The sequence below is a fragment of the Clostridium estertheticum genome, assembly GCF_018861295.1.
Lineage (GTDB): Bacteria > Bacillota > Clostridia > Clostridiales > Clostridiaceae > Clostridium_AD > Clostridium_AD estertheticum_D.
In genome coordinates, this window is sequence record NZ_JAHLDM010000002.1 from 144,797 (window position 1) to 165,174 (window position 20,378).

The 20,378-nt window shown below is 30.3% G+C and carries 18 protein-coding genes; 4 read left to right on the forward strand and 14 right to left on the reverse strand.

The genetic code is table 11. The features are described from left to right. Position 1 precedes the first annotated feature (1 nt). The 11 genes from KPL54_RS03070 to KPL54_RS03120 form a co-directional block, all read right to left on the reverse strand. Positions 2 to 1,162 carry a 1-deoxy-D-xylulose-5-phosphate reductoisomerase gene (locus tag KPL54_RS03070; protein WP_216104594.1) on the reverse strand — a complete coding sequence of 387 codons (1,161 nt, stop codon included), beginning with the start codon at positions 1,160 to 1,162 and terminating at the stop codon, positions 2 to 4. A 418-nt stretch (positions 1,163 to 1,580) separates the two neighbouring features. Beyond that, positions 1,581 to 2,387: a phosphatidate cytidylyltransferase gene (locus tag KPL54_RS03075; protein ID WP_216104596.1), complete on the reverse strand. Its 807-nt coding sequence runs from the start codon at positions 2,385 to 2,387 to the stop codon at positions 1,581 to 1,583. 11 nt (positions 2,388 to 2,398) lie between these two features. After that, positions 2,399 to 3,127, reverse strand: a complete 729-nt coding sequence (locus tag KPL54_RS03080; protein WP_253203336.1) for an isoprenyl transferase — start codon at positions 3,125 to 3,127, stop codon at positions 2,399 to 2,401. Between the two features lie 120 nt (positions 3,128 to 3,247). Further along, on the reverse strand, positions 3,248 to 3,805 hold the full coding sequence (gene frr / locus KPL54_RS03085) for a ribosome recycling factor (RefSeq protein ID WP_216104601.1): 558 nt from the start codon (positions 3,803 to 3,805) through the stop codon (positions 3,248 to 3,250). A gap of 24 nt (positions 3,806 to 3,829) precedes the next feature. Then, the gene (pyrH, locus tag KPL54_RS03090; RefSeq protein ID WP_216104609.1) at positions 3,830 to 4,549 is read right to left on the reverse strand and encodes a UMP kinase; all 720 of its coding nucleotides are present in this window, start codon (positions 4,547 to 4,549) and stop codon (positions 3,830 to 3,832) included. Positions 4,550 to 4,620: 71 nt separating this feature from the next. Continuing rightward, positions 4,621 to 5,541: a translation elongation factor Ts gene (gene tsf, locus KPL54_RS03095; RefSeq protein ID WP_216104612.1), complete on the reverse strand. Its 921-nt coding sequence runs from the start codon at positions 5,539 to 5,541 to the stop codon at positions 4,621 to 4,623. Between the two features lie 108 nt (positions 5,542 to 5,649). Further along, entirely contained in the window at positions 5,650 to 6,354 is a 705-nt protein-coding gene (gene rpsB / locus KPL54_RS03100) for a 30S ribosomal protein S2 (protein WP_171296921.1), read from the reverse strand. A 269-nt stretch (positions 6,355 to 6,623) separates the two neighbouring features. After that, positions 6,624 to 7,400 carry a GTP-sensing pleiotropic transcriptional regulator CodY gene (codY, locus tag KPL54_RS03105; protein ID WP_216105017.1) on the reverse strand — a complete coding sequence of 259 codons (777 nt, stop codon included), beginning with the start codon at positions 7,398 to 7,400 and terminating at the stop codon, positions 6,624 to 6,626. Positions 7,401 to 7,614: 214 nt separating this feature from the next. Next, complete coding sequence (topA, locus tag KPL54_RS03110) at positions 7,615 to 9,720, reverse strand: type I DNA topoisomerase (protein ID WP_216104614.1); 2,106 nt, start codon at positions 9,718 to 9,720, stop codon at positions 7,615 to 7,617. A 47-nt stretch (positions 9,721 to 9,767) separates the two neighbouring features. Next, positions 9,768 to 10,850 (reverse strand): DNA-processing protein DprA, encoded by a 1,083-nt coding sequence (dprA, locus tag KPL54_RS03115; RefSeq protein WP_216104616.1) that lies wholly within the window; start codon positions 10,848 to 10,850, stop codon positions 9,768 to 9,770. 200 nt (positions 10,851 to 11,050) lie between these two features. Next, positions 11,051 to 12,574, reverse strand: coding sequence for a YifB family Mg chelatase-like AAA ATPase (locus tag KPL54_RS03120; RefSeq protein ID WP_216104618.1), 1,524 nt, complete (start codon positions 12,572 to 12,574; stop codon positions 11,051 to 11,053). A gap of 392 nt (positions 12,575 to 12,966) precedes the next feature. On the opposite strand from KPL54_RS03120, the gene gltS reads away from it, so the two are divergent. The 3 genes from gltS to KPL54_RS03135 all read left to right on the forward strand — a co-directional run bounded on the left by gltS (position 12,967) and on the right by KPL54_RS03135 (position 16,454). Further along, positions 12,967 to 14,172, forward strand: a complete 1,206-nt coding sequence (gene gltS, locus KPL54_RS03125; RefSeq protein WP_216104620.1) for a sodium/glutamate symporter — start codon at positions 12,967 to 12,969, stop codon at positions 14,170 to 14,172. Positions 14,173 to 14,295: 123 nt separating this feature from the next. Continuing rightward, positions 14,296 to 15,186 (forward strand): ABC transporter ATP-binding protein, encoded by an 891-nt coding sequence (locus KPL54_RS03130; RefSeq protein WP_216104622.1) that lies wholly within the window; start codon positions 14,296 to 14,298, stop codon positions 15,184 to 15,186. A gap of 2 nt (positions 15,187 to 15,188) precedes the next feature. After that, positions 15,189 to 16,454 (forward strand): ABC transporter permease, encoded by a 1,266-nt coding sequence (locus KPL54_RS03135; protein ID WP_216104624.1) that lies wholly within the window; start codon positions 15,189 to 15,191, stop codon positions 16,452 to 16,454. 104 nt (positions 16,455 to 16,558) lie between these two features. Here the strand turns inward: KPL54_RS03135 and KPL54_RS03140 are convergent, their stop codons facing one another. Then, the gene (locus tag KPL54_RS03140; RefSeq protein WP_216104626.1) at positions 16,559 to 17,605 is read right to left on the reverse strand and encodes an HD-GYP domain-containing protein; all 1,047 of its coding nucleotides are present in this window, start codon (positions 17,603 to 17,605) and stop codon (positions 16,559 to 16,561) included. Between the two features lie 279 nt (positions 17,606 to 17,884). Here KPL54_RS03140 and KPL54_RS03145 point away from each other — a divergent pair, with 279 nt between their 5' ends. Further along, positions 17,885 to 18,253 carry a YraN family protein gene (locus tag KPL54_RS03145; RefSeq protein ID WP_216104628.1) on the forward strand — a complete coding sequence of 123 codons (369 nt, stop codon included), beginning with the start codon at positions 17,885 to 17,887 and terminating at the stop codon, positions 18,251 to 18,253. A gap of 76 nt (positions 18,254 to 18,329) precedes the next feature. Here KPL54_RS03145 and KPL54_RS03150 read toward each other — a convergent pair whose 3' ends face one another. Continuing rightward, positions 18,330 to 19,148 (reverse strand): ribonuclease HII, encoded by an 819-nt coding sequence (locus KPL54_RS03150; RefSeq protein ID WP_216104630.1) that lies wholly within the window; start codon positions 19,146 to 19,148, stop codon positions 18,330 to 18,332. Between the two features lie 131 nt (positions 19,149 to 19,279). Then, positions 19,280 to 20,131: a ribosome biogenesis GTPase YlqF gene (gene ylqF / locus KPL54_RS03155; protein ID WP_071614976.1), complete on the reverse strand. Its 852-nt coding sequence runs from the start codon at positions 20,129 to 20,131 to the stop codon at positions 19,280 to 19,282. Between the last annotated feature and the right edge of the window lie 247 nt (positions 20,132 to 20,378).

Genomic DNA, 20,378 nt, shown 5'->3' on the forward strand with positions numbered 1-20,378 from the left:
CCTATTTTTCATCATAATTGTTTTTTACATATTCCCTAACCTTTAAATCAACGTCTAAAATTTCTTCTAAATTCGGTTTAATATTGTGATCAAATTTATTCATGCATTTTTCTATAATATCTTCTATTTGGAGATATTTAATTTTATAATCTAAAAAGAGTGCAACAGCTATCTCATTTGCAGCGTTCATTATAGCAGGCATATTCCCGCCCATCTTACCTGCTTTTAATGCTAATTTAAGACATTTAAATGTCTCACTATCAGGTTTTTCAAAAGTTAAACTGCTCATATTATAAAAATCCAATTTATCAATTACAGCTATATTTCTCTTTGGATAGTTTATGGCATATTGAATAGGAAGCCTCATGTCAGTAGAACTCATTTGTGCCATTATACTACCATCTATATACTCAACCATAGAATGTATAACACTTTGTGGGTGAACTACCACTTGTATGTTTTCGTAATCTACCCCAAATAACCAGTGTGCTTCTATAACCTCAAGTCCCTTATTCATAAGGGTTGACGAATCAACAGATATTTTTTTACCCATGTTCCATTTAGGATGCTTAATAGCATCTTCAGGCCTTATATCTATTAATTCTTGTCTGCTTTTCCCTCTGAATGGACCACCAGATGCAGTTATTATTATCTTATTAACATTTTCTAACTTATTACCTTGCAAACATTGAAAAATAGCACCATGTTCTGAATCAACTGGCAAAATATTTACATTGTTTTTTTTAGCAGCTTCCATAACTAGTTCTCCCGCGGCAACTAGTGTTTCCTTATTAGCTAAAGCAATATCCTTTCCTGCATCAATAGCTTTTATAGTAGGAACGAGTCCTATCATTCCTACAACCGATGTCACTACAAGATCAACTTCAGGTAAAGTACTTATATAATTTAAGCCATCTAATCCATGCAATATTTCCGTTGTATATTTTTTTAAGGCGCAATGTTTTTTAAGTTTTAGTGAAGCTTCCTCATCCATCATGGCAACATATTTAGGTTTAAATTCCTCTATGATAGGTATAATTTTCTCATAATTAGTATTTGCAGAAATCCCTATAATAATAAAATTTTTAATATCCGATCGAATAACATCTAAAGTTTGAGTTCCAATTGATCCTGTAACTCCTAAAATAGTAAGTTTTTTCATTTAATCTCCCCATTCCTATAATGTTACAATTTATAATTATTATGTCATCAAAATTAAAATACTAAAGCTATGCCAATGTATGTAATTATGTCCCAATACCAAAGGAAACATCATGATAATATTTTCAATTTATTTCTATTTTTTTGCATATTAGTAGTATTAAATATAACATAGTTAGCTATTAAAATAAAGTGCTTACTACAATATACAATTTGTAACATTCTTTATAGCAAGCTATTATTTGTAATATTATATTCATTATTAAGTTCAGATATTAATATAAAATATAACACCGTTATTTTTTTAATGCTTTATGTAATAATAAAATCATATAAAGTCATCAATGCCAATTCACTCTGAATTATTTTTTTGCATCCTGCCCAATATATGATTTTCTTAAGCAATAAACTATATAAATTTATATCTTTATTATAAATGTAATATAATAAAATACTACCACAGACACAAATAAAATACTATCAAAACGGTCTAAAATCCCACCATGTCCCGGTATAAGATTACTGTAATCCTTAGCCCCTACATATCTCTTTATCGACGATGCAATTAAATCTCCAAACTGTCCAAAAACGCCACATAAAACACCAATTATAGCATAATGATATAGTTCTATATGCACGCCATATTTTGAAATAACATATCCATAAATCATACATCCTATAGTACTCCCAAATAGGCCACCTATCGAACCCTCTATTGTTTTATTAGGACTAACTTTAGGACAAAGCTTATGTTTGCCTCCTTTGCCTAAAATCCTTCCAGAATAATAAGCTAAGGTATCGCATCCCCATGAGCAAATGAATATAATCCATACTAAATATTGACCATAAGTTTTATTGTCTATAAACACTATAAAACTAAAAAATACTGCTACATACAAAAATCCAAATAAGGTAAGCGCAACATCTACAAAATTGTAACTTGTATAAACCACAGGAATACATAATAACAAGAAAATTGTTGCAATTAAAATATATATATTAAAACTTTGTGAAAAATTCTTGTTCATATTTAAGTAATATACTATGCATAATACATATCCTATAAGTGCAATTGGCTTATAATGTTTTTTTCTAGAAACTTTATAGAACTCGTACATACCAAAAAGTGAAATTACCATTACAATATATTTTAAATACACCCCACCTAAAAATAAAAATATTATGAACGGAGCTAAAACAAGAGCCCCTATATACCTATTATTCATGATTTTCTCCCCTATTTAACCTTTCCAAATCTTCTATCTCTTTTTTGATAATCCATTATTGCACTTTGTAACTGTTTCTCATGAAAATCCGGCCAATTAATGTCTGAAAACCAAAGTTCTGAGTATGCACCCTGCCAAAGCAAGAAATTACTTAATCTTAACTCACCACTTGGTCTTATTATTAGATCCGGATCTGGCATTTTACTTGTATACATGTATTTTGAAAATAATTCTTCATTTATTTGATCCTTAGATATTTTTTTATTAATTAAATCCGATGAAATCTCTTTTACAGCATCTACTATTTCACTTCTTCCTCCATAATTTAAAGCAAGATTTAAAATCAATCCCTTATTATTTCTTGTTTTTTCATATGCATTATTTAATTCTTCTCTACATATCAAAGGCAATTTCGAAATATTACCAATAGAATTAACAACAACATCATTAACGTTTAATTCTTCGACTTCTTTTTTTAAATACTCCACTAACAACTTCATTAAAGAATCAACTTCTTTTATAGGTCTATTCCAATTCTCAGTTGAAAATGCATATAATGTTAAATATTTAACCCCTAACCTATCACATTCTTTTACAATTTTCCTAATTGCTTCAACACCTGCCTTATGTCCAAGTGCTCTAGGCAAATTACGCTCTTTTGCCCATCTACCATTTCCATCCATTATAATTGCAATATGCTTAGGTATTTTACTCATATCTAAGTTTGGTTCATTACTCATAACTTTATTCTTTTTTAAGAAAGCGAATAATTTTTTCAATAAAATTCTCTCCTTTTTACTAGTTATAGTATAATTTTAAATAGAACCTGCATAAATGCAGGTTCTATTTAAAATTAAGGACTAAACTGACATTATTTGTTTTTCTTTAGTATCAATTATTTTATCTACTTCTTTAATAAATTTATCTGTTTCCTTTTGGATGATATCTTCTGTTTTTTTAACTTCATCTTCAGAAATTTCACTATTTTTTTTCAATGCTTTAATTTTATCATTAGCATCTCGCCTTATAGACCTTATAGCTACTTTGCCTTCTTCTCCGGTTTTCTTAATATTCTTCATTAAATTTTTTCTTGTTTCTTCCGTAAGCTCTGGAATAATTAATCTCATTGATATTCCATCATTTGATGGATTTAATCCCAAATCAGATTTTAATATAGCTCTTTCTATTTCTTTCATAGAAGATTTATCCCATGGCTGAATTAATAATACTCTCGCTTCAGGTGCTGATATGTTTGCAATTTGGCTTAATGGCACGAGACTACCATAGCATTCAACATTAACTCTATCCAGCATTGCAGAATTTGCTCTTCCTGCCTTCATACTTGATAACTCATGTTTCAAAACTGCAATCGTCTTTTTCATTTTTTCATCAGCAATACTAATAATTTCTTTAATCATAGAATTCCCTCCATTTTATATTGGTTATTTAGCAGAATCAGATACTAAAGTCCCAATTTTTTCACCTAAGACTGCTTTTTTTATGTTTTCTGGTTTATCAAGTCCAAAAACTAATATAGGTATATTGTTGTCCATACATAATGATGTAGCCGTAGAATCCATAACTTGAAGTCCTTTTTCAAGCACATTAATATAACTAAGTTTATCGAATTTTTTTGCATCATCATATATGTGTGGATCTTTATCGTATACTCCATCAACCTTTTTAGCAAGGAGTATTACTTCAGCTTCTATTTCTGCTGCCCTAAGTGCTGCTGCTGTATCCGTTGAAAAATATGGATTACCTGTCCCAGCCGCAAATATAACAACTCTTCCTTTTTCCAAATGCCTCATAGCTTTTCTTCTTATAAATGGTTCTGCTACTGCCTTCATCTCAATGGCAGTTTGTACTCTAGTATTTACGCCTATATTTTCCAAAGAATCTTGAAGTGCTAATGCATTAATACAAGTTGCCATCATCCCCATATAATCTGCAGTAGTCCTGTCCATACCATCCCCGCTTCTACCACGCCATATATTTCCAGCTCCAACAACTATTCCTATTTCAACACCTAACTTAACTAGTTCCTTTATTTGAAGTGCTATAACATTTGTGAATTCAAAATCTATTCCAAATCCTGTATCACCAGCTAAAGCTTCTCCTGAAATTTTCAACATAATTCTTTTGTATTTAGCAACCTCCATAAACATTGTACCTCCTGATTTAAAGTATTACTTATTTTAAAAAAGAGAACACTTTGTGTTCCCTTTAATTTTTATTTACCTTGCACTTGTCTTTGTACTTCTTCAGCAAAATTTTCTTCTTTCTTTTCTATACCTTCTCCTCTTTCAAATCTTTCAAATCTTGTTACCTTTATCTCAGCACCAAGTTTTTTCGATTCTTCTTTAAGATATTTAGTAATAGTATAGTCAGCGTTCTTAACCCAAACTTGTTCAAGTAAACAAACTTCTTTAAAATATTTATTAACTCTACCCATAACCATTTTCTCTACAATTTTTTCTGGTTTTCCTTCGTTTATTGCTTGAACCCTATATATTTCTTTTTCTTTTTCTAAAGTATCTTTATCAACACATGTATTATCTAAAAATAAAGGACTAGCAGCCGCAATTTGCATTGCAACATCTTTAGCAATCCTAATTAGCACATCATCTTGCTTTTCGCATGCGAGTTCCACTAAGACTCCTATTCTTCCACCACCATGAATATAGCTTTGAACAACACCATTTTCAATAGAAAATTTTTGAAATCTTCTTACAGACATATTTTCGCCTAATTTTGCTATTAAAGCTGTAACTGCATCATTAATAGTAATTGTTTCATCAGACATACATTTTTCAGAAGTGAATTCCTCGATAGTTGTTGAATTAGTTTGTGCTGCTTGTTTCGCTGTGTTATTTGCTAAAGTAACAAAATCATTATTAACGGCAACAAAATCAGTTTCACAGTTAACTTCGACTACTGCTCCAACTTTCATATCTTCTGAAATATATGTACATACTAATCCTTCTGCAGCTATTCTTCCAGATTTCTTTGCAGCTGCTGCCAACCCTTTTTCTCTTAGAAGTTCAATTGCTTTTTCCACATCACCATCTGTTTCACTTAGAGCTCTTTTACAATCCATCATTCCTGCTCCAGTTTTTTCTCTTAACTCTTTAACCATGCTTGCAGTAACCATTATTACTTCCTCCTATTCCTATCTAATTTAAAAGGTAAATGAAAGAATTAACTTCCACCTACCCCTCACTGTTATACTCATAATTATTCTATTAGATAAATCTAATTACTATTCTTCAGTTAATTGTTCGCCTTGTCTTCCTTCTATAATAGCATCAGCTAATCTTTCAGTTATCAATTTAACTGCTCTTATAGCATCATCATTACCTGGGATTACATAGTCAACTTCATCTGGATCACAGTTTGTATCAACTATTGCAACTACAGGAATTCCAAGAATTTTAGCTTCAGAAATAGCATTTTTTTCTTTTCTTGGGTCTACAACGAATAGAGCTCCAATTTTATTTGCATCCATGCTTCTAATTCCGCCTAGATTCTTTTCTAGTTTTTCTCTTTCATTTAGAAGATGACTAACTTCTTTTTTAGGAAGAACTTCAAATGTTCCGTCTTCTTCCATTTTATATAATGTTTCTAATCTTGCTATTCTTGTTTTGATTGTTTTAAAGTTAGTTAACATTCCACCTAACCATCTATTGTTTACAAAATGCATTCCTGCTCTTACAGATTCAAATTTAATAGCTTCTTGAGCTTGTTTTTTTGTACCTACAAATAGAACATCCTTACCTTCTTCAGATACTGATTTAATGAAATCATATGCCTCATCTATTTTTCTAACTGTTTTTTGTAAATCGATGATATAAATTCCGTTTCTTTCTGTAAATATGTACGGAGCCATTTTAGGATTCCATCTTCTTGTTTGATGTCCAAAATGTACACCTGCTTCTAATAATTGTTTCATTGATATAACTGCCATTAATAATAACCTCCTTGGTTTTTACCTCCATTACCATCATCTTATTAAAGACCAAATATTGGCACCCTTCAATAATTAAGCAATGTGTGTATTTTCTCACTTTTGTAGTATAACATAAGCTAATAATGTATTCAATAAAAATCTTTAATATAATTAAATCTTTTATTGAATTATATAACTACTCTCCCCATTAATATTCTCATTTCATACATATTTATACTTTATTAATTTAATTTTTTTAAGGCAGAACAAAATTGTTCTGCCTTAGACTATTTTATTTTTTTTAGTTCATCCATTAATTTCTCATTTAATATTTTAATATGTGTACCTTTCATTCCAAGCGATCTTGATTCTATTACTCCTGCACTTTCAAATTTTCTTAACGCATTAACTATAACAGATCTAGTTATTCCAACCTTGTCTGCTATTCTAGACGCTACGAGCAACCCTTCACTACCATCTAATTCATTAAATATATGTTGTACTGCTTCAAGTTCTGAATAAGATAACGTTCCAATGGCAAGTTGCACTACTGCTTTTTTTCTTGCTTCTTCTTCTATCAAATCATTTTTAGCCCTTAAAATTTCAAGACCAACTATCGTAGCACTATATTCAACTAAAACTAGATCATCTTCTGTAAACATCTTATCGAACCTTGAAAGTAAAAGAGTACCTAATCTTTCTCTATTACCGTTTATTGGTACTATAGTTGTCATTTTATTTTCTACTCCGCATTCCTTATCATCTTGGAATACGCAAATATTATCATTTGTGAGGTTAGCTTTCGTTTCATTAATATTAAGCAAGGTGTTATTGTAATCCTCTGGAAACCTCATGTTTTTTATGATTTCATCCTTTACAACTTCACATTCAAACCCACTTGATAAATCATAACCCAATATTTTTCCTCTTCTACTAATAATATATACATTACATTGCAATACATCGCTTAATAAATTACATATATCATCAAAAACCACTGGTTCTGTTCCAGATTTTTGTAATATTTTATTCAACATTCTCGTTTTATCTAATAATGACACAATATTCCTCCTCGTTTTTGTTATAAAATACAACCTATATTATTTAAACGAATTCACAAAGTCAATTTACTTTAGAATAAGTATAGTTCAAAATATTTTAAATTTTTAGAATCGTTTCGTTTATAATATTATCACAACATTCATGCTATATCAACAGTATTAATATATGTTTCGACATTTTATTTATCGAATATTAATCGATTTCTACTTTAGTATCCTAATCTTTCTTCTCTTCGCTATTTTCTTCCTCTTTATATTCCTTATGTTTACATTCTGCATTTGAACATTCCATATAATCACTTTTTGTTTTACTATATCGTTTAACCATATATGTCCCACACTCTGAACATTTTATATCAGTTGGTTCATGCCAACTTACAAAATCACATTTAGGATAATTACTGCAGCCGAAAAATTTAGTTCCTTTTTTACTTCTTCTTTCTAAAATTGTTCCACCACATTTAGGACAGGGAACATCTAGTTCCTTAGTAATCGCTTTTGTATTTTTACACTCAGGATACCCAGGGCACGCTAAAAAGTCACCAAATCTTCCATGTTTTATTACCATGAACTTTCCACATTTATCACATTCTACTTCTGTAACTTCGTCTTCAATTGTAATTTTCGCTATCTCTTTCTCTGCAATTTCAATATCTTCTTTAAGCGGTGTAAAAAAATTATTAACTATGTTTTGCCACTTTTCTTTCCCTTCCTCTACATAATCTAAATTGTTTTCCATTTGTGCAGTAAATTCAATATCCACTATTTGTTTGAAGTATTCACTTAAAATATTATTTACAATATTCCCAATTTCCGTTACTTCTAACGATTTATTATCTTTTTCCACATATTTTCTATTGAGAAGAGTAGAAATAATTGGTGCATAAGTACTAGGTCTCCCTATACCATTTTCCTCTAGTGTTTTTACAAGAGATGCCTCAGAAAATTTTGCAGGTGGCAAAGTGAAATGCTGTTTTCCTTCAGTTTTTTTACTATATAAAATATCTTCTTTATTAAGTTCTGGGAACTTTAGATTATTTTCTTCATCTTCTAAATCTTCACCATAAATTTTTCTGAATCCATCAAAAGCTACTTTAGATCCAGATGCTTTAAGACTATACTCTCCATTTACTATATCTATAGATACAGTATCAAGTAAACATGTCTCCATTTGACTTGCTACGAATCTATTCCAAATCAATGTATATAATTTGTATTGTGGAGCTTTAAGTGTTTTTTTCGCAACTTCTGGTGTTATTTCAATATTAGATGGTCTAATAGCTTCATGCCCATCTTGTATATTTTTTTTACTTTTAAATATTCTTGGTGTGCTTGGATAGTATTTTTCACCATATTTGCTGCAAATAAAGTCTTTTGCACTTTGTTGAGCCTCATCAGCTATTCTTGTGGAATCGGTCCTCATATATGTAATTAACCCTACTGTTCCATGTCCCTCTATTTCCATACCTTCATATAGTTGTTGAGCAATAGACATAGTTCGTTTTGTTGCAAAGTTAAGTTTTCTATAACCATCTTGCTGAAGTGTACTTGTTATGAATGGTGGTAGTGGATTCTTAATTTTAGATGATTTTTTTATTTTACTTACAACAAATTCTTTTTCACTAAGGTTATTAATAACCTTTTCACTTTCTTCCTTAGAATTTATTTCAAACTTTTCTCCACACTTTGAATTTAATTTAACACTTAATTTCTGAGGATCCCCTTCTTTATATAACTCACATTCTATAGTCCAATATTCTTTAGTTATAAATTTTTCTATTTCTTTTTGCCTATCACAAATTATTTTAAGGGTAACTGATTGAACTCTTCCTGCACTTAATCCCCATTTAACTTTTCTCCAAAGTATAGGACTAATCTCATATCCAACTAGTCTATCAAGTATACGCCTTGCTTGTTGAGCATCAACAAGTGTTGCATTTATTACTCTTGGAGATTTTATAGCGTTTTTAACAGCCGTTTTTGTTATCTCATTAAATTCTATCCTGCACTTATCTTTTTCATCTATTTTTAATGCTTTTGCTAAATGCCACGCAATAGCTTCACCTTCTCTATCAGGATCTGTTGCCAAATAAATTTTATCGCTTTTTTTAGCTGCTTTTCTTAATTTAGATAAAAGTTCACCTTTACCACGGATAGTTATATATTTAGGCTCATAATTGTTGTCGATATCAACACCCAATTGGCTTTTGGGTAAATCTCTAACATGTCCCATGGACGCTTCTACTACATAACTACTACCTAAATATTTCTTTATGGTTTTAGCTTTTGCAGGTGACTCAACTATAACAAGTTTTTGTCCCATCTTATCCCCTCCATCAATGTATTCTAATATAATTAACTTATATTTACTTATATTTTGTCATTTACTCTTACATAATAGTTTCCTGCTAGACATAATACTTCATTTTTAATCTGCATTTCAAATAATACCTCATATAATTGTTTTATGTCAATGCTAGTTATTCTAATAATGTCATTAATATGTAATGGACTATCGCTTATAATGCTATATATTTTTTCACTAAGCTTACTATTTAAAGACCTTACAGCGGTGTTTTTTTTAGTTTTAATATCTATTCCAAGTATTTCAAATATATCATTACTAGATGTAAGTGGGAATGCTCCATCTTTAATTAACTTATTTGTTCCTTTACTTTCGAATGAAAATATAGATCCCGGCACAGCCATGACATCCTTACCTTGCTCAAGTGCCAAATTTGCAGTAATTAAAGAACCACTTTTCTCGCCAGCCTCTATTACAATAATAATGTCACCAAGAGCACTTATAATTCTATTTCTTTGAGGAAAATTATAAGCATATGGTGGCGTTCCTGGTAAGAATTCCGAAATAACAGCACCCTTTTGAATTATTTCATTAAATATTCTATAATTTTCTTTAGGATATATTACATCAAGTCCTGATCCTAAAACTGCACAAGTGTATCCATCATTCGCTAAACAACTCTCGTGAGCAAACGTGTCAATCCCTTTTGCCATGCCACTGATAATATTAACTTTACTTGCGCATAAATCTGAACATATAATTTTAGTAACATCCTTTCCGTAATTTGAATACTTTCTAGATCCCACTACAGAAATGTTATACCCTTCATTTAATGGCATTATATTGCCTTTGTAAAACAATGTGTATGGTGCATCATCATAATTTTTTAATTTTTGAGGATACCCATCCTCGTAGTATTGTATGGATTTTATTTCATTAGTTTCTAAATTCCTTCGTACATTATCAATTTCTTTATCACTCCAAGCGCAAGTTAGAACATTAATTAAAGTATTATTAAAATATTCTGTTTTTTTATTACGTACACCATAATACCATATTTGCTGCGTATTATGGAAATCATTTATCAATTTCAGTTTTATTTTTGGGGATAATTTAACTAATGAAAACCATATATCGTAGTCATTCATCCTTTTTCTATACCTCCTGCATATATTTTTTATAACAACTTATATTAATAATCAAATCATCTCCTGGGTCGCTGCAACAGCTTCGAAGAAGATGCATTAACGACTTCAGAAGGAGATTTATACTTTCACTGAAGTTTTCTATTTATTAGAGTATGTAACTCGTATTTATAGAAATGGGAGACTTTCCTTCTGAAATGTCATTAAACTATTTGCTCATCAATAAATTTTCTATATTGCACTGCCTCAATAATATGTTTATCTAAGATATTTTCACTTCCATCTAGATCTGCTATAGTTCTAGATACTTTAATGATTCTTGAATAAGCCCTTGTACTTAAAGCAAATTTATTGTACATTAATTCAAGAATTTTACTTGCTTTTTTATCTATATGGCAATATTTTTTAATTAACTTTTGGTTCATCTCTGCGTTGCAGTGAATTTCTTCCGTACTAAAACGTTTCTCTTGAATATTTCTTGCCTCGATGACTCTTTTTTTAATAATACTAGATTTTTCACTGCTTTTTTTACCAATTATTTTATTATAAGGCAAAAAATTAACTGCCGTAAATATATCAATTCTATCTAGTAGTGGTCCGCTAAGCTTACTCAAATACCTTCTTCTTTCATATTCAGTACAACTACATTGCCGCACGTAAGATCCATAGTATCCGCAAGGACATGGATTTAATGCACTTACAAACATAAAATTAGATGGGTATTCTATAGTCCCACTAACTCTTGAAATAGTTATTTTTCTCTCCTCTAAAGGTTGCCTTAACACTTCTAAGACATTTTTTTTAAATTCTAATATTTCATCTAGAAATAATACCCCCGTGTGAGCTAAAGAAATTTCTCCAGGTATTATTTTATTTCCACCACCAACTAAAGCAATCCGCGATATAGTATGGTGAGGACTTCTAAATGGTCGTTGCAAAACAATCCCTTCATTATTGCCAAGCTTTCCAGAAACACTATAGATTTTTGTAACCTCGAGTGACTCCTCTTGACTTAAAGACGGTAGTATGCTAGGGATTCTTTTAGCCATCATTGATTTACCAGAGCCCGGTGGCCCATACATAATCAGATTATGTCCCCCAGCAGCTGCTACTTCAATGGCACGTTTCGAACTTTCTTGTCCCATAACATCCGCGTAATCTAACTCTTCATTAATTAATACTTCTATATCTTTGCCTCTCTCATAAGGCATTAAATCTTTATAATTTAAAAAGTCTACTACTTGTTTTAAATCATCCAAAGGAAATATCTTTGCAGATTTAACAAGACTACATTCTCTTGCGTTATATGTCGGAACTATAAACTTTTCAATTTTATTTTCAATTCCTTCCATAACTACAGGTAAGGCTCCACGAATTTTTTTTAATTTACCTGATAATGATAATTCTCCAATAAAAAGATAATCATTAATATCATTAACACTTATTTGTTTAGTTGCAAGAAGAATCCCTATCGCTATTGGTAAATCAAATAACGATCCCTCTTTTTTTAAATCAGCTGGTGCTAAATTTATAGTTATTCTATTTACCGGGAAATCAAATCCTGAATTCAGTATTGCAGAACGTACTCGTTCTCTTGATTCTTTAACAGATATATCTGCAAGTCCGACGATATTTAAGGCTGGTAGTCCCCTAGTTATATCAATTTCAACGGTAACTATAACGCCTTTAATTCCTGTAAATGCTGCTGACATAATTTGTATTGCCATATTATCACCCTTACCTTTTTTATTTCCTAGTTCATATTACATAATTATTGACATAATTATCAACAAAATAACCTTACATGAAATTTATTTTTCACTTTCATAATCTCATTATGTTTGTTACAATTAGCGATGTGAGTCTTTATAATTAAGCTCACATACTTCTTATCCTAAAGCAATCGGAAAAGAGTTATATAATACATACCTGTAAACTCCACTTAACACAGGCTTTGTAGAAAACCCTTCTCCGCTTTTTTATTTGCTGAATTAAGATAAGATTCAAATTAAATTGTGAGTTTAAAACATTAAATAAGATTTTAGTGATGACATTAATAGTTATTATGGCTTGTTTATTACCAACACTTACAAACACACTATACTAGGAGGTAATAAAAATGGCTTTAAAATTAGACATGGTTCAAGCAGCGTCCCTTGCTGTTGTTGTTCTATTCATAGGACAACAGATTAAAAACAAGCTCGCTTTTTTAGATAAGTACTGTATACCCGCACCGGTGATTGGGGGATTAATCTTTGCAATAATCACTTTAATACTAAAGATGAGTAACCTATTAATTTTTGATATGGATATAACACTTCAAAAATTATTTATGACGGTATTCTTTACAACTATCGGACTTACAGCAAGCCTTAAATTACTAAAAAAAGGTGGAAAAGGGGTTTTAATTTTTTTAGGTATATCCATAATACTGTGTGTTCTTCAAGATATTACAGGTGTCACACTTGCTAAAATGTTTGGTTTAAATCCACTTATCGGTCTTTCTACCGCGTCTGTTCCTATGGTAGGTGGTCATGGAACTGCAGGTGCCTTTGGTCCAATATTTGAAAAAGCGGGTGCCATAGGTGCAACCACTGTGGCACTTGCATCAGCAACATTTGGTTTAGTTATGGGAAGCATCATTGGTGGACCTATAGGAAAAAGATTAATAGAAAAAAACAATCTTTCCTACCCTATGAAAATCAACTCAAATGCACATGACCAAGTGGTAGAAACCGAAGAAAGCAATGAAAAACCACTCCGTCATGATAATTTCATGGGTGCCGCAACTCAGATTTTGTTAGCCATGGGACTAGGTACAATTATATCAATTGTTTTAGAAGAAACAGGTATGACTTTCCCATCATATATTGGAGCAATGTTTGCAGCTGCAATTCTAAGGAATATATCTGATTGTACAAATGCATATAAAGTTCACTCAGAAGAAGTTGATATAATAGGAGAAGTTTCATTATCCTTATTCTTAACTATGGCATTAATGGGCTTAAAGTTATGGCAATTATCAGCTTTAGCGTTACCTCTAATAGTAATGTTACTAGCTCAGACAATTCTTACAGGATTGTTTTGCTATTTTGTAACCTTCAATGTTCTTGGAAGAGATTATGATGCAGCAGTAATTGTTTCTGGTAACTGTGGATTTGGCATGGGTGCGACCCCAAATGCAATGGCGAACATGGGAGCTATGACAACAAAATATGGTGCTTCTTCAAAAGCATTTTTTATTGTACCACTCGTTGGTAGTTTATTTATAGATTTTTGTAACGCGGGTGTCATTACAACGTTTATGAATCTTCTTTCAAAATAAATAAATAACTTCTAAACACACTTATTTTTTGTGAAATTAATGTCCCATCAAGGTTAATTGTTAGTAAACTATTGTAAATAATGATATAATCCCCCTATAAGCTATACAAAGGGGGATTATAAAATGTCATTAGATGTATCATCCTTAGTTAAAACTTTTGGTGAAAAGACTGCAGTAGACCATATTTCTTTCAAAATTCAAAATCCAGGTGTATTTGGTTTACTTGGCACAAATGGTGCAGGAAAAACCACTACCATAAGAATGATTCTAGGGATTCTTGAAAAAGATGGTGGAAGCATTCAATGGAATGAAAAACCCGTTACAAGGGAAACTGTAAAATTCGGGTATCTACCTGAGGAAAGAGGATTATATCCTAAGGCTAAGATAGTCGATCAGCTTTCTTATTTTGGAAAACTTCGAGGAATGGATGGAAAGTCAGTTAAAAAAGCCATAAACTATTGGTTTGACAGACTTAAAGTGACTGAATATTCAAACTCTACAGCAGAACAATTATCTAAAGGTAATCAACAAAAAATTCAATTTATAACAGCGCTCATACATGAACCTGAATTAATTATTTTAGATGAACCTCTAAGTGGTCTTGATCCAGTTAATGCTGATTTATTTAAAAGTGTAATTTATGAATTAGTTGAAAAGGGTAAATTTATTATAATGTCTAGTCACCAAATGGAATCCATTGAAGATTATTGTGAAGACCTTATAATACTAAAAGATGGGAAAACAGTTCTTAATGGAAATCTAAAAGAAATAAAATCTAGTTATGGAAGGACAAATCTTACAATTAACTGCAAAGAGGAAATTGAAACACTTATTAACGACCGAGGTATAAATCTTATATCAAAAAATGCTACTGGATATGAGCTAAAAATTAAATCTAATGAGCAAGCCTATAGCCTTCTGAGTGAAATTATATCATCGAAAATAAGACTTGATAAATTTGAGATTCGTGAACCCTCTCTCCATGAAATATTTATTGAAAAGGTAGGTGAATAACAATGAGAGGATTTTTTACTGTTTTAAAATATACTTTTAAAGAAAATTCAAGAAAAAAGTCATTTATTATTTCAACTATAATAACACTTATATTAACCGCAGTTATTGTTAGCATGCCAGCTATAATAAAAAGCTTTAATAATACTTCGAAAAATAAAACGCAGCAAGAATCATCAAACACCAAAACCAAAGGAGTTATATTTGTAGTTGATTCTAAAGGTATTTTAAAAGAAAATTTAAATAAACTTAACACCGCCTTTTCTCAGTATAAATTTAAACCTGAAACTACTACTAACATTGATTCTCTCAAAAAAACTGTGAAAAAAGAAGAAAATAACGCTCTTCTAATTTTAGATGAGAAAAACGGTGTGCCCACTTTTAATTATATAGTTAAACAATCTGGCGATGGATTAGATCCTTCTGCGCTAAGTCAATATATAAAAAGCAACTTTGTAACGAACTTACTAAAAGAAGCTAAGGTGCCAAATAATATAACCAAAATGTTACAAACAGATGTTTCCTTTAATGTGAGTGAACTAGGAAAAGGAAAGGTTGGTAGTTCTATATCAAGTATGATTGTAAGTATATTACTTTTCTTTTCAATTTATTATTATGGTTATGGAGTGGCTATGTCTATCGCTTCTGAGAAAACTTCAAGAGTAATGGAACTTCTTGTAACCTCAACAAAACCTTCAATAATAATTCTTGGAAAAAGTGCTGCTATGGGTCTGCTTGGTTTAGTTCAAGTATTTATGGTTGTATGTACTGGTTTACTAACCTATAAATTAACTTTCCCTGATAATTTTTCTATAGGTGGGCAAGCACTTGATTTTTCAAGTTTTACACCCTTTAGTATTGTAATGATAGTTGTATATTTCATATTAGGTTATTTCCTATATGCTATGATGAATGCAGTTGCTGGAGCCACGGTTAGTAAAGCTGAAGATGTTAACTCAGCTCTTATGCCAATTTCCTTTATATCTATAGCTGCATTCTATTTGGGAAATTTTTCACTTGCAGTCCCAAAGGGAACTGTATCTATTGTGTCATCTATCATTCCATTTTCATCTCCTTTCTCCATGCCTTCTAGAATTTTAGCTACAGAAGTTCCTATTTGGCAAATTACAGCTTCTCTCCTCTCCTTAGTTATAACTATCGCTTTTATAGCTTGGATTTCAATAAAAATATATTCTGCTGCTATTCTTCACTATGGCAAACGGTTAAAAATAAAAGATTTAATGAAGATATCAAGCAGAAATAAAAACTAAATTTTTAATAGTTATAATATTATACAAAAAATATGGACAGTTAATAATCCTAAAAATTATTAACTGTCCATATTCATTACAAATTCTTACTTCGCGCCTATAATTTACAACATATTTACAATACTTAAATTAATTTCCTTAGATAAATCTAAATACTCAGAATCAACGCACACGATTGGTTTAGTAATAGCCTGTGGTGGCACATATACAATTTCACCAATCTTCCCATTATTTAACAAGACTTTCGTACCTACATAACAAGCAGCTATATTTGATAAAAAAGTATTTACTATATGTATATCAAAACTAACACTACCTTGACTTTGAAAAATCTTAAAAGCCTCAAAAGGATGTACTCTTTTTCTATAAGTCCTTTCAGAAGTTATTGAAGCATAGAAATTCGTAATTGCTATAATTTTGGAACATATACTCATCTCAGATCCTCCTATACCTTCTGGATAACCTGATTTATCCTCTCTTTCATGATGTTTTAATACAGCTTCCTTGCTTTCCACTGAAAGACCATCAATACCTTTTATAATTTCAAAACTATAAATAGGATGTTTTTTTATTTCTTCAAATTCTTCAATATCTAATTTTCCTTTTTTATTCAAAATGGAATTATGTATTTTTGTTTTCCCAACATCATGGAGCAATGCTGCTTGTATAAGATCTTTTATTTTGCTTTCTGGTAACAGCATCCATTTTCCCAATAACATAGCGTACAGCGACACATTTATGCTATGAGTAAAAGCATCTTCATCCATGGATTTTAATTCATTTAGACATCGAACAACATGATATTCATTGTTTATAGGTTCATATATAGAATTAGATATTAAATCTATTTTTTCAATACTTACATTATTTCCAATAGTTAAATCATTCACTATTTTTTTGATCTCTAATATATTTCTGTTATAACTCCGCTTTAATTGATTTAGATCATTGTCTTTATATTTAATATATTCCCCTATACAAACTCCATAAATCCAAATATAATCTACTTCAAATGCAATTAATTTATTTTTAATATAACTATTTATTGTAGTGTTTTCAACAACAATAGTCGAACCGTACTTGCTTACCACTTTTTGAGCAATTATTTCACCAAGTTCACACTCTAAAATAGGTATACATCTTTTTTCCATTCGCTTACACCCCGATTATATAATATTAGTGTTGTAAAATAATATTAAGAACAATTAAATTTTTCATTTTTAAACCAATATAATTATACTATAATCCTTATTCATCTAATTTTCTACATAAAACTATATAATTTCCATTTCAGCATAATATTCTGCCTAAATACATGATTTTTTATCCTCTTATAAGAAGATAAGTATTGATTTTTAATACTTTTTATTTTAATATTAGTGTATATATATTTTTTGTAATTTATGCATTATTAAGGAAGGATGTTTTTCATGAAAACTTTTAATAAAGACATTGGAACATTTGGTGAAGAAATAGCGGAAACTTTTTTAAAGAATTTAGGTTACAAAGTAATAGACAAAAACTTTAGCTGCAAATGTGGTGAAATAGACATAATAGCAAAACATAAAGATTATATTTGCTTTATCGAGGTAAAAACTAGATATGGAATAAACTTTGGAATACCAGCAGAGTCAGTTACTCTTTATAAGCAGCATAAAATTTATAAAACAGCTCAGGTTTATATTTTAAAGAAAAATATTATAGACAGAAATTTTAGATTTGATGTTATTGAAGTATTGTTAAATAAGGATAATAATGATTTTTTAGTTAATCATATTGAAGATGCTTTCCAATTGTAATTTTAAGTATCCTTAAAATAAATTCTATAAATGCACCTAGTAGTTTGCAAAGTGCATTTGTAAATTTTTTATTAATTTATTCTAAGATTTTTGTTAAAAAACTTTTTCTATGTATCGGAATAATTCCAAACTTTTTTATCGCAAGTACATGTTCCTGAGTACCATATCCAACGTTTCTATCAAATCCATAATTAGGATATTTTTCATGATAATCTGCCATTAATTCATCTCTATATACCTTTGCAATTATAGACGCACATGCTATGCTTATACTTAACGTATCTCCCTTTATTACAAATTCATTTAAATCAGGATAATTTTTTATTCTATATCCATCAGATAAAACTAAATCCGGCTTAGTAGTTAATCCTGCACAGGATTCTAAAAATACTTCATTATTGCACCAAGCAATTCCTTTTTCATCTATTTGCTTATTATCAATAGCAATAATCGTGTAAGCTAATGCCCTTTCTTTAATAATAAGTGATAGTTCTTTTCTACAAGATATCGACAATTTTTTAGAGTCATTAGCTCTTAATATTAAGTCTTTGTCCTCGACTACTTTTGAATCAAATAATACTGCCGCTGCAACTATTGGTCCAGCTAAAGGTCCACGCCCAACCTCATCTACCCCAGCTACATATCTAAAGTCTCCAAAACTTCGATCAAAGTCATACATTTTCCTTACCCTTTGAATTTCTTTTTCTTTTTCCTCTAATATTTTAGACGTTTTAATCCCTAGTTTTTGAACAGTTTTTCTCTTATCTTGCAAAAGTCTGTTTATTATATTTTCTTTTTCGGCCTTACTGGAAACGTTTTCAATATCTTCTATATTCAAAATATATTCTTTTACTTCTTTATATTTCATGCTTGAAAAATCCACACTAAAATTCATAATATTTCTCCTTTATAATCGACAGATATCTTGAATTTGGCATCTTAAAAACATTAGAACACCTGGCTAATTTTTTAAGATGCCTTTATACTTTAATCAATATTTGTATGTGATATCTTATATGTATAAACCTAATCTTCCTTGACTCTCTCTAGAGATATAGGACCTAATTTACCACCTCTAAATTCATCCAAAAGCATAACTGCAACTCTGTTATAGTCAATATTACCCCCTGAAATCACAGCTCCCCTTTTTTTAGCTATATTATCTAAGTTATCTAAAGGATTTTCCATAATTTCTGTAAGTTTATATCTTTCCATTAATCGCTGCGCATTATTAATTTGAAGTCTTTCTACTAATCTAAGTGCTAATTCCTCTATATCTATGACCTCATCTTTTACAGCACCTGTAAATGCCAAATTAAGCCCAACTGTCTCGTCTTCAAATCTAGGCCATAATACACCTGGAGTATCCATTAACTCTATTCCTAAGGTAGTTCTTACCCATTGCTTGCTTTTAGTAACTCCTGGTCTATCACCAGTTTTAGTAATGTTGTTTTTCCCAAGTTTGTTTATAAAAGAAGATTTACCAACATTAGGTATACCCACTACCATAACTCTCGTAACTATATTAACTAAGCCTTTTTTTCTTTGCCTATCATGTTTTTGTTTCAATAATTCATCAAGTGTGATTTTTATACTTTTTAACCCTTGACCCGTAATACAATTTACAGCAAGTGGCCTTACAGTATCAGTTGTAAGTTTTTCTATCCATTGTTTAGTAACTTTATCTTCAGCTAAATCACTCTTATTTAGCAAAATAACTCTAGGCTTATCTTTACATATCTCATCAATTTGTGGATTTGCACTTGATTTAACTATCCTTGCATCTCTAATTTCTATCACAGCATCAACAAGTTTTAAGCTCTCTCCAATTTGTCTTCTAGTTTTCGCCATATGTCCCGGAAACCAATTTATGGTCATTGCCATATTTATCTAATCCTCCCTATCTTACAATTTTTTTATTTTTGTAATATACATTAATAACTTTCCTATTTATGTATGTTATATTATAGCTAAATCATCTCCTGGGTCGCTTCACAGATTCATAGAAGATGTATTAACGACTCCAGAAGAGGATTTATACTTGCACTGAAGTTTTATATTTATTAGGGTATATACCTCACACTTGTAGCAGTGGAAGACTCCCATTTAAAATGTCGTTAAATGT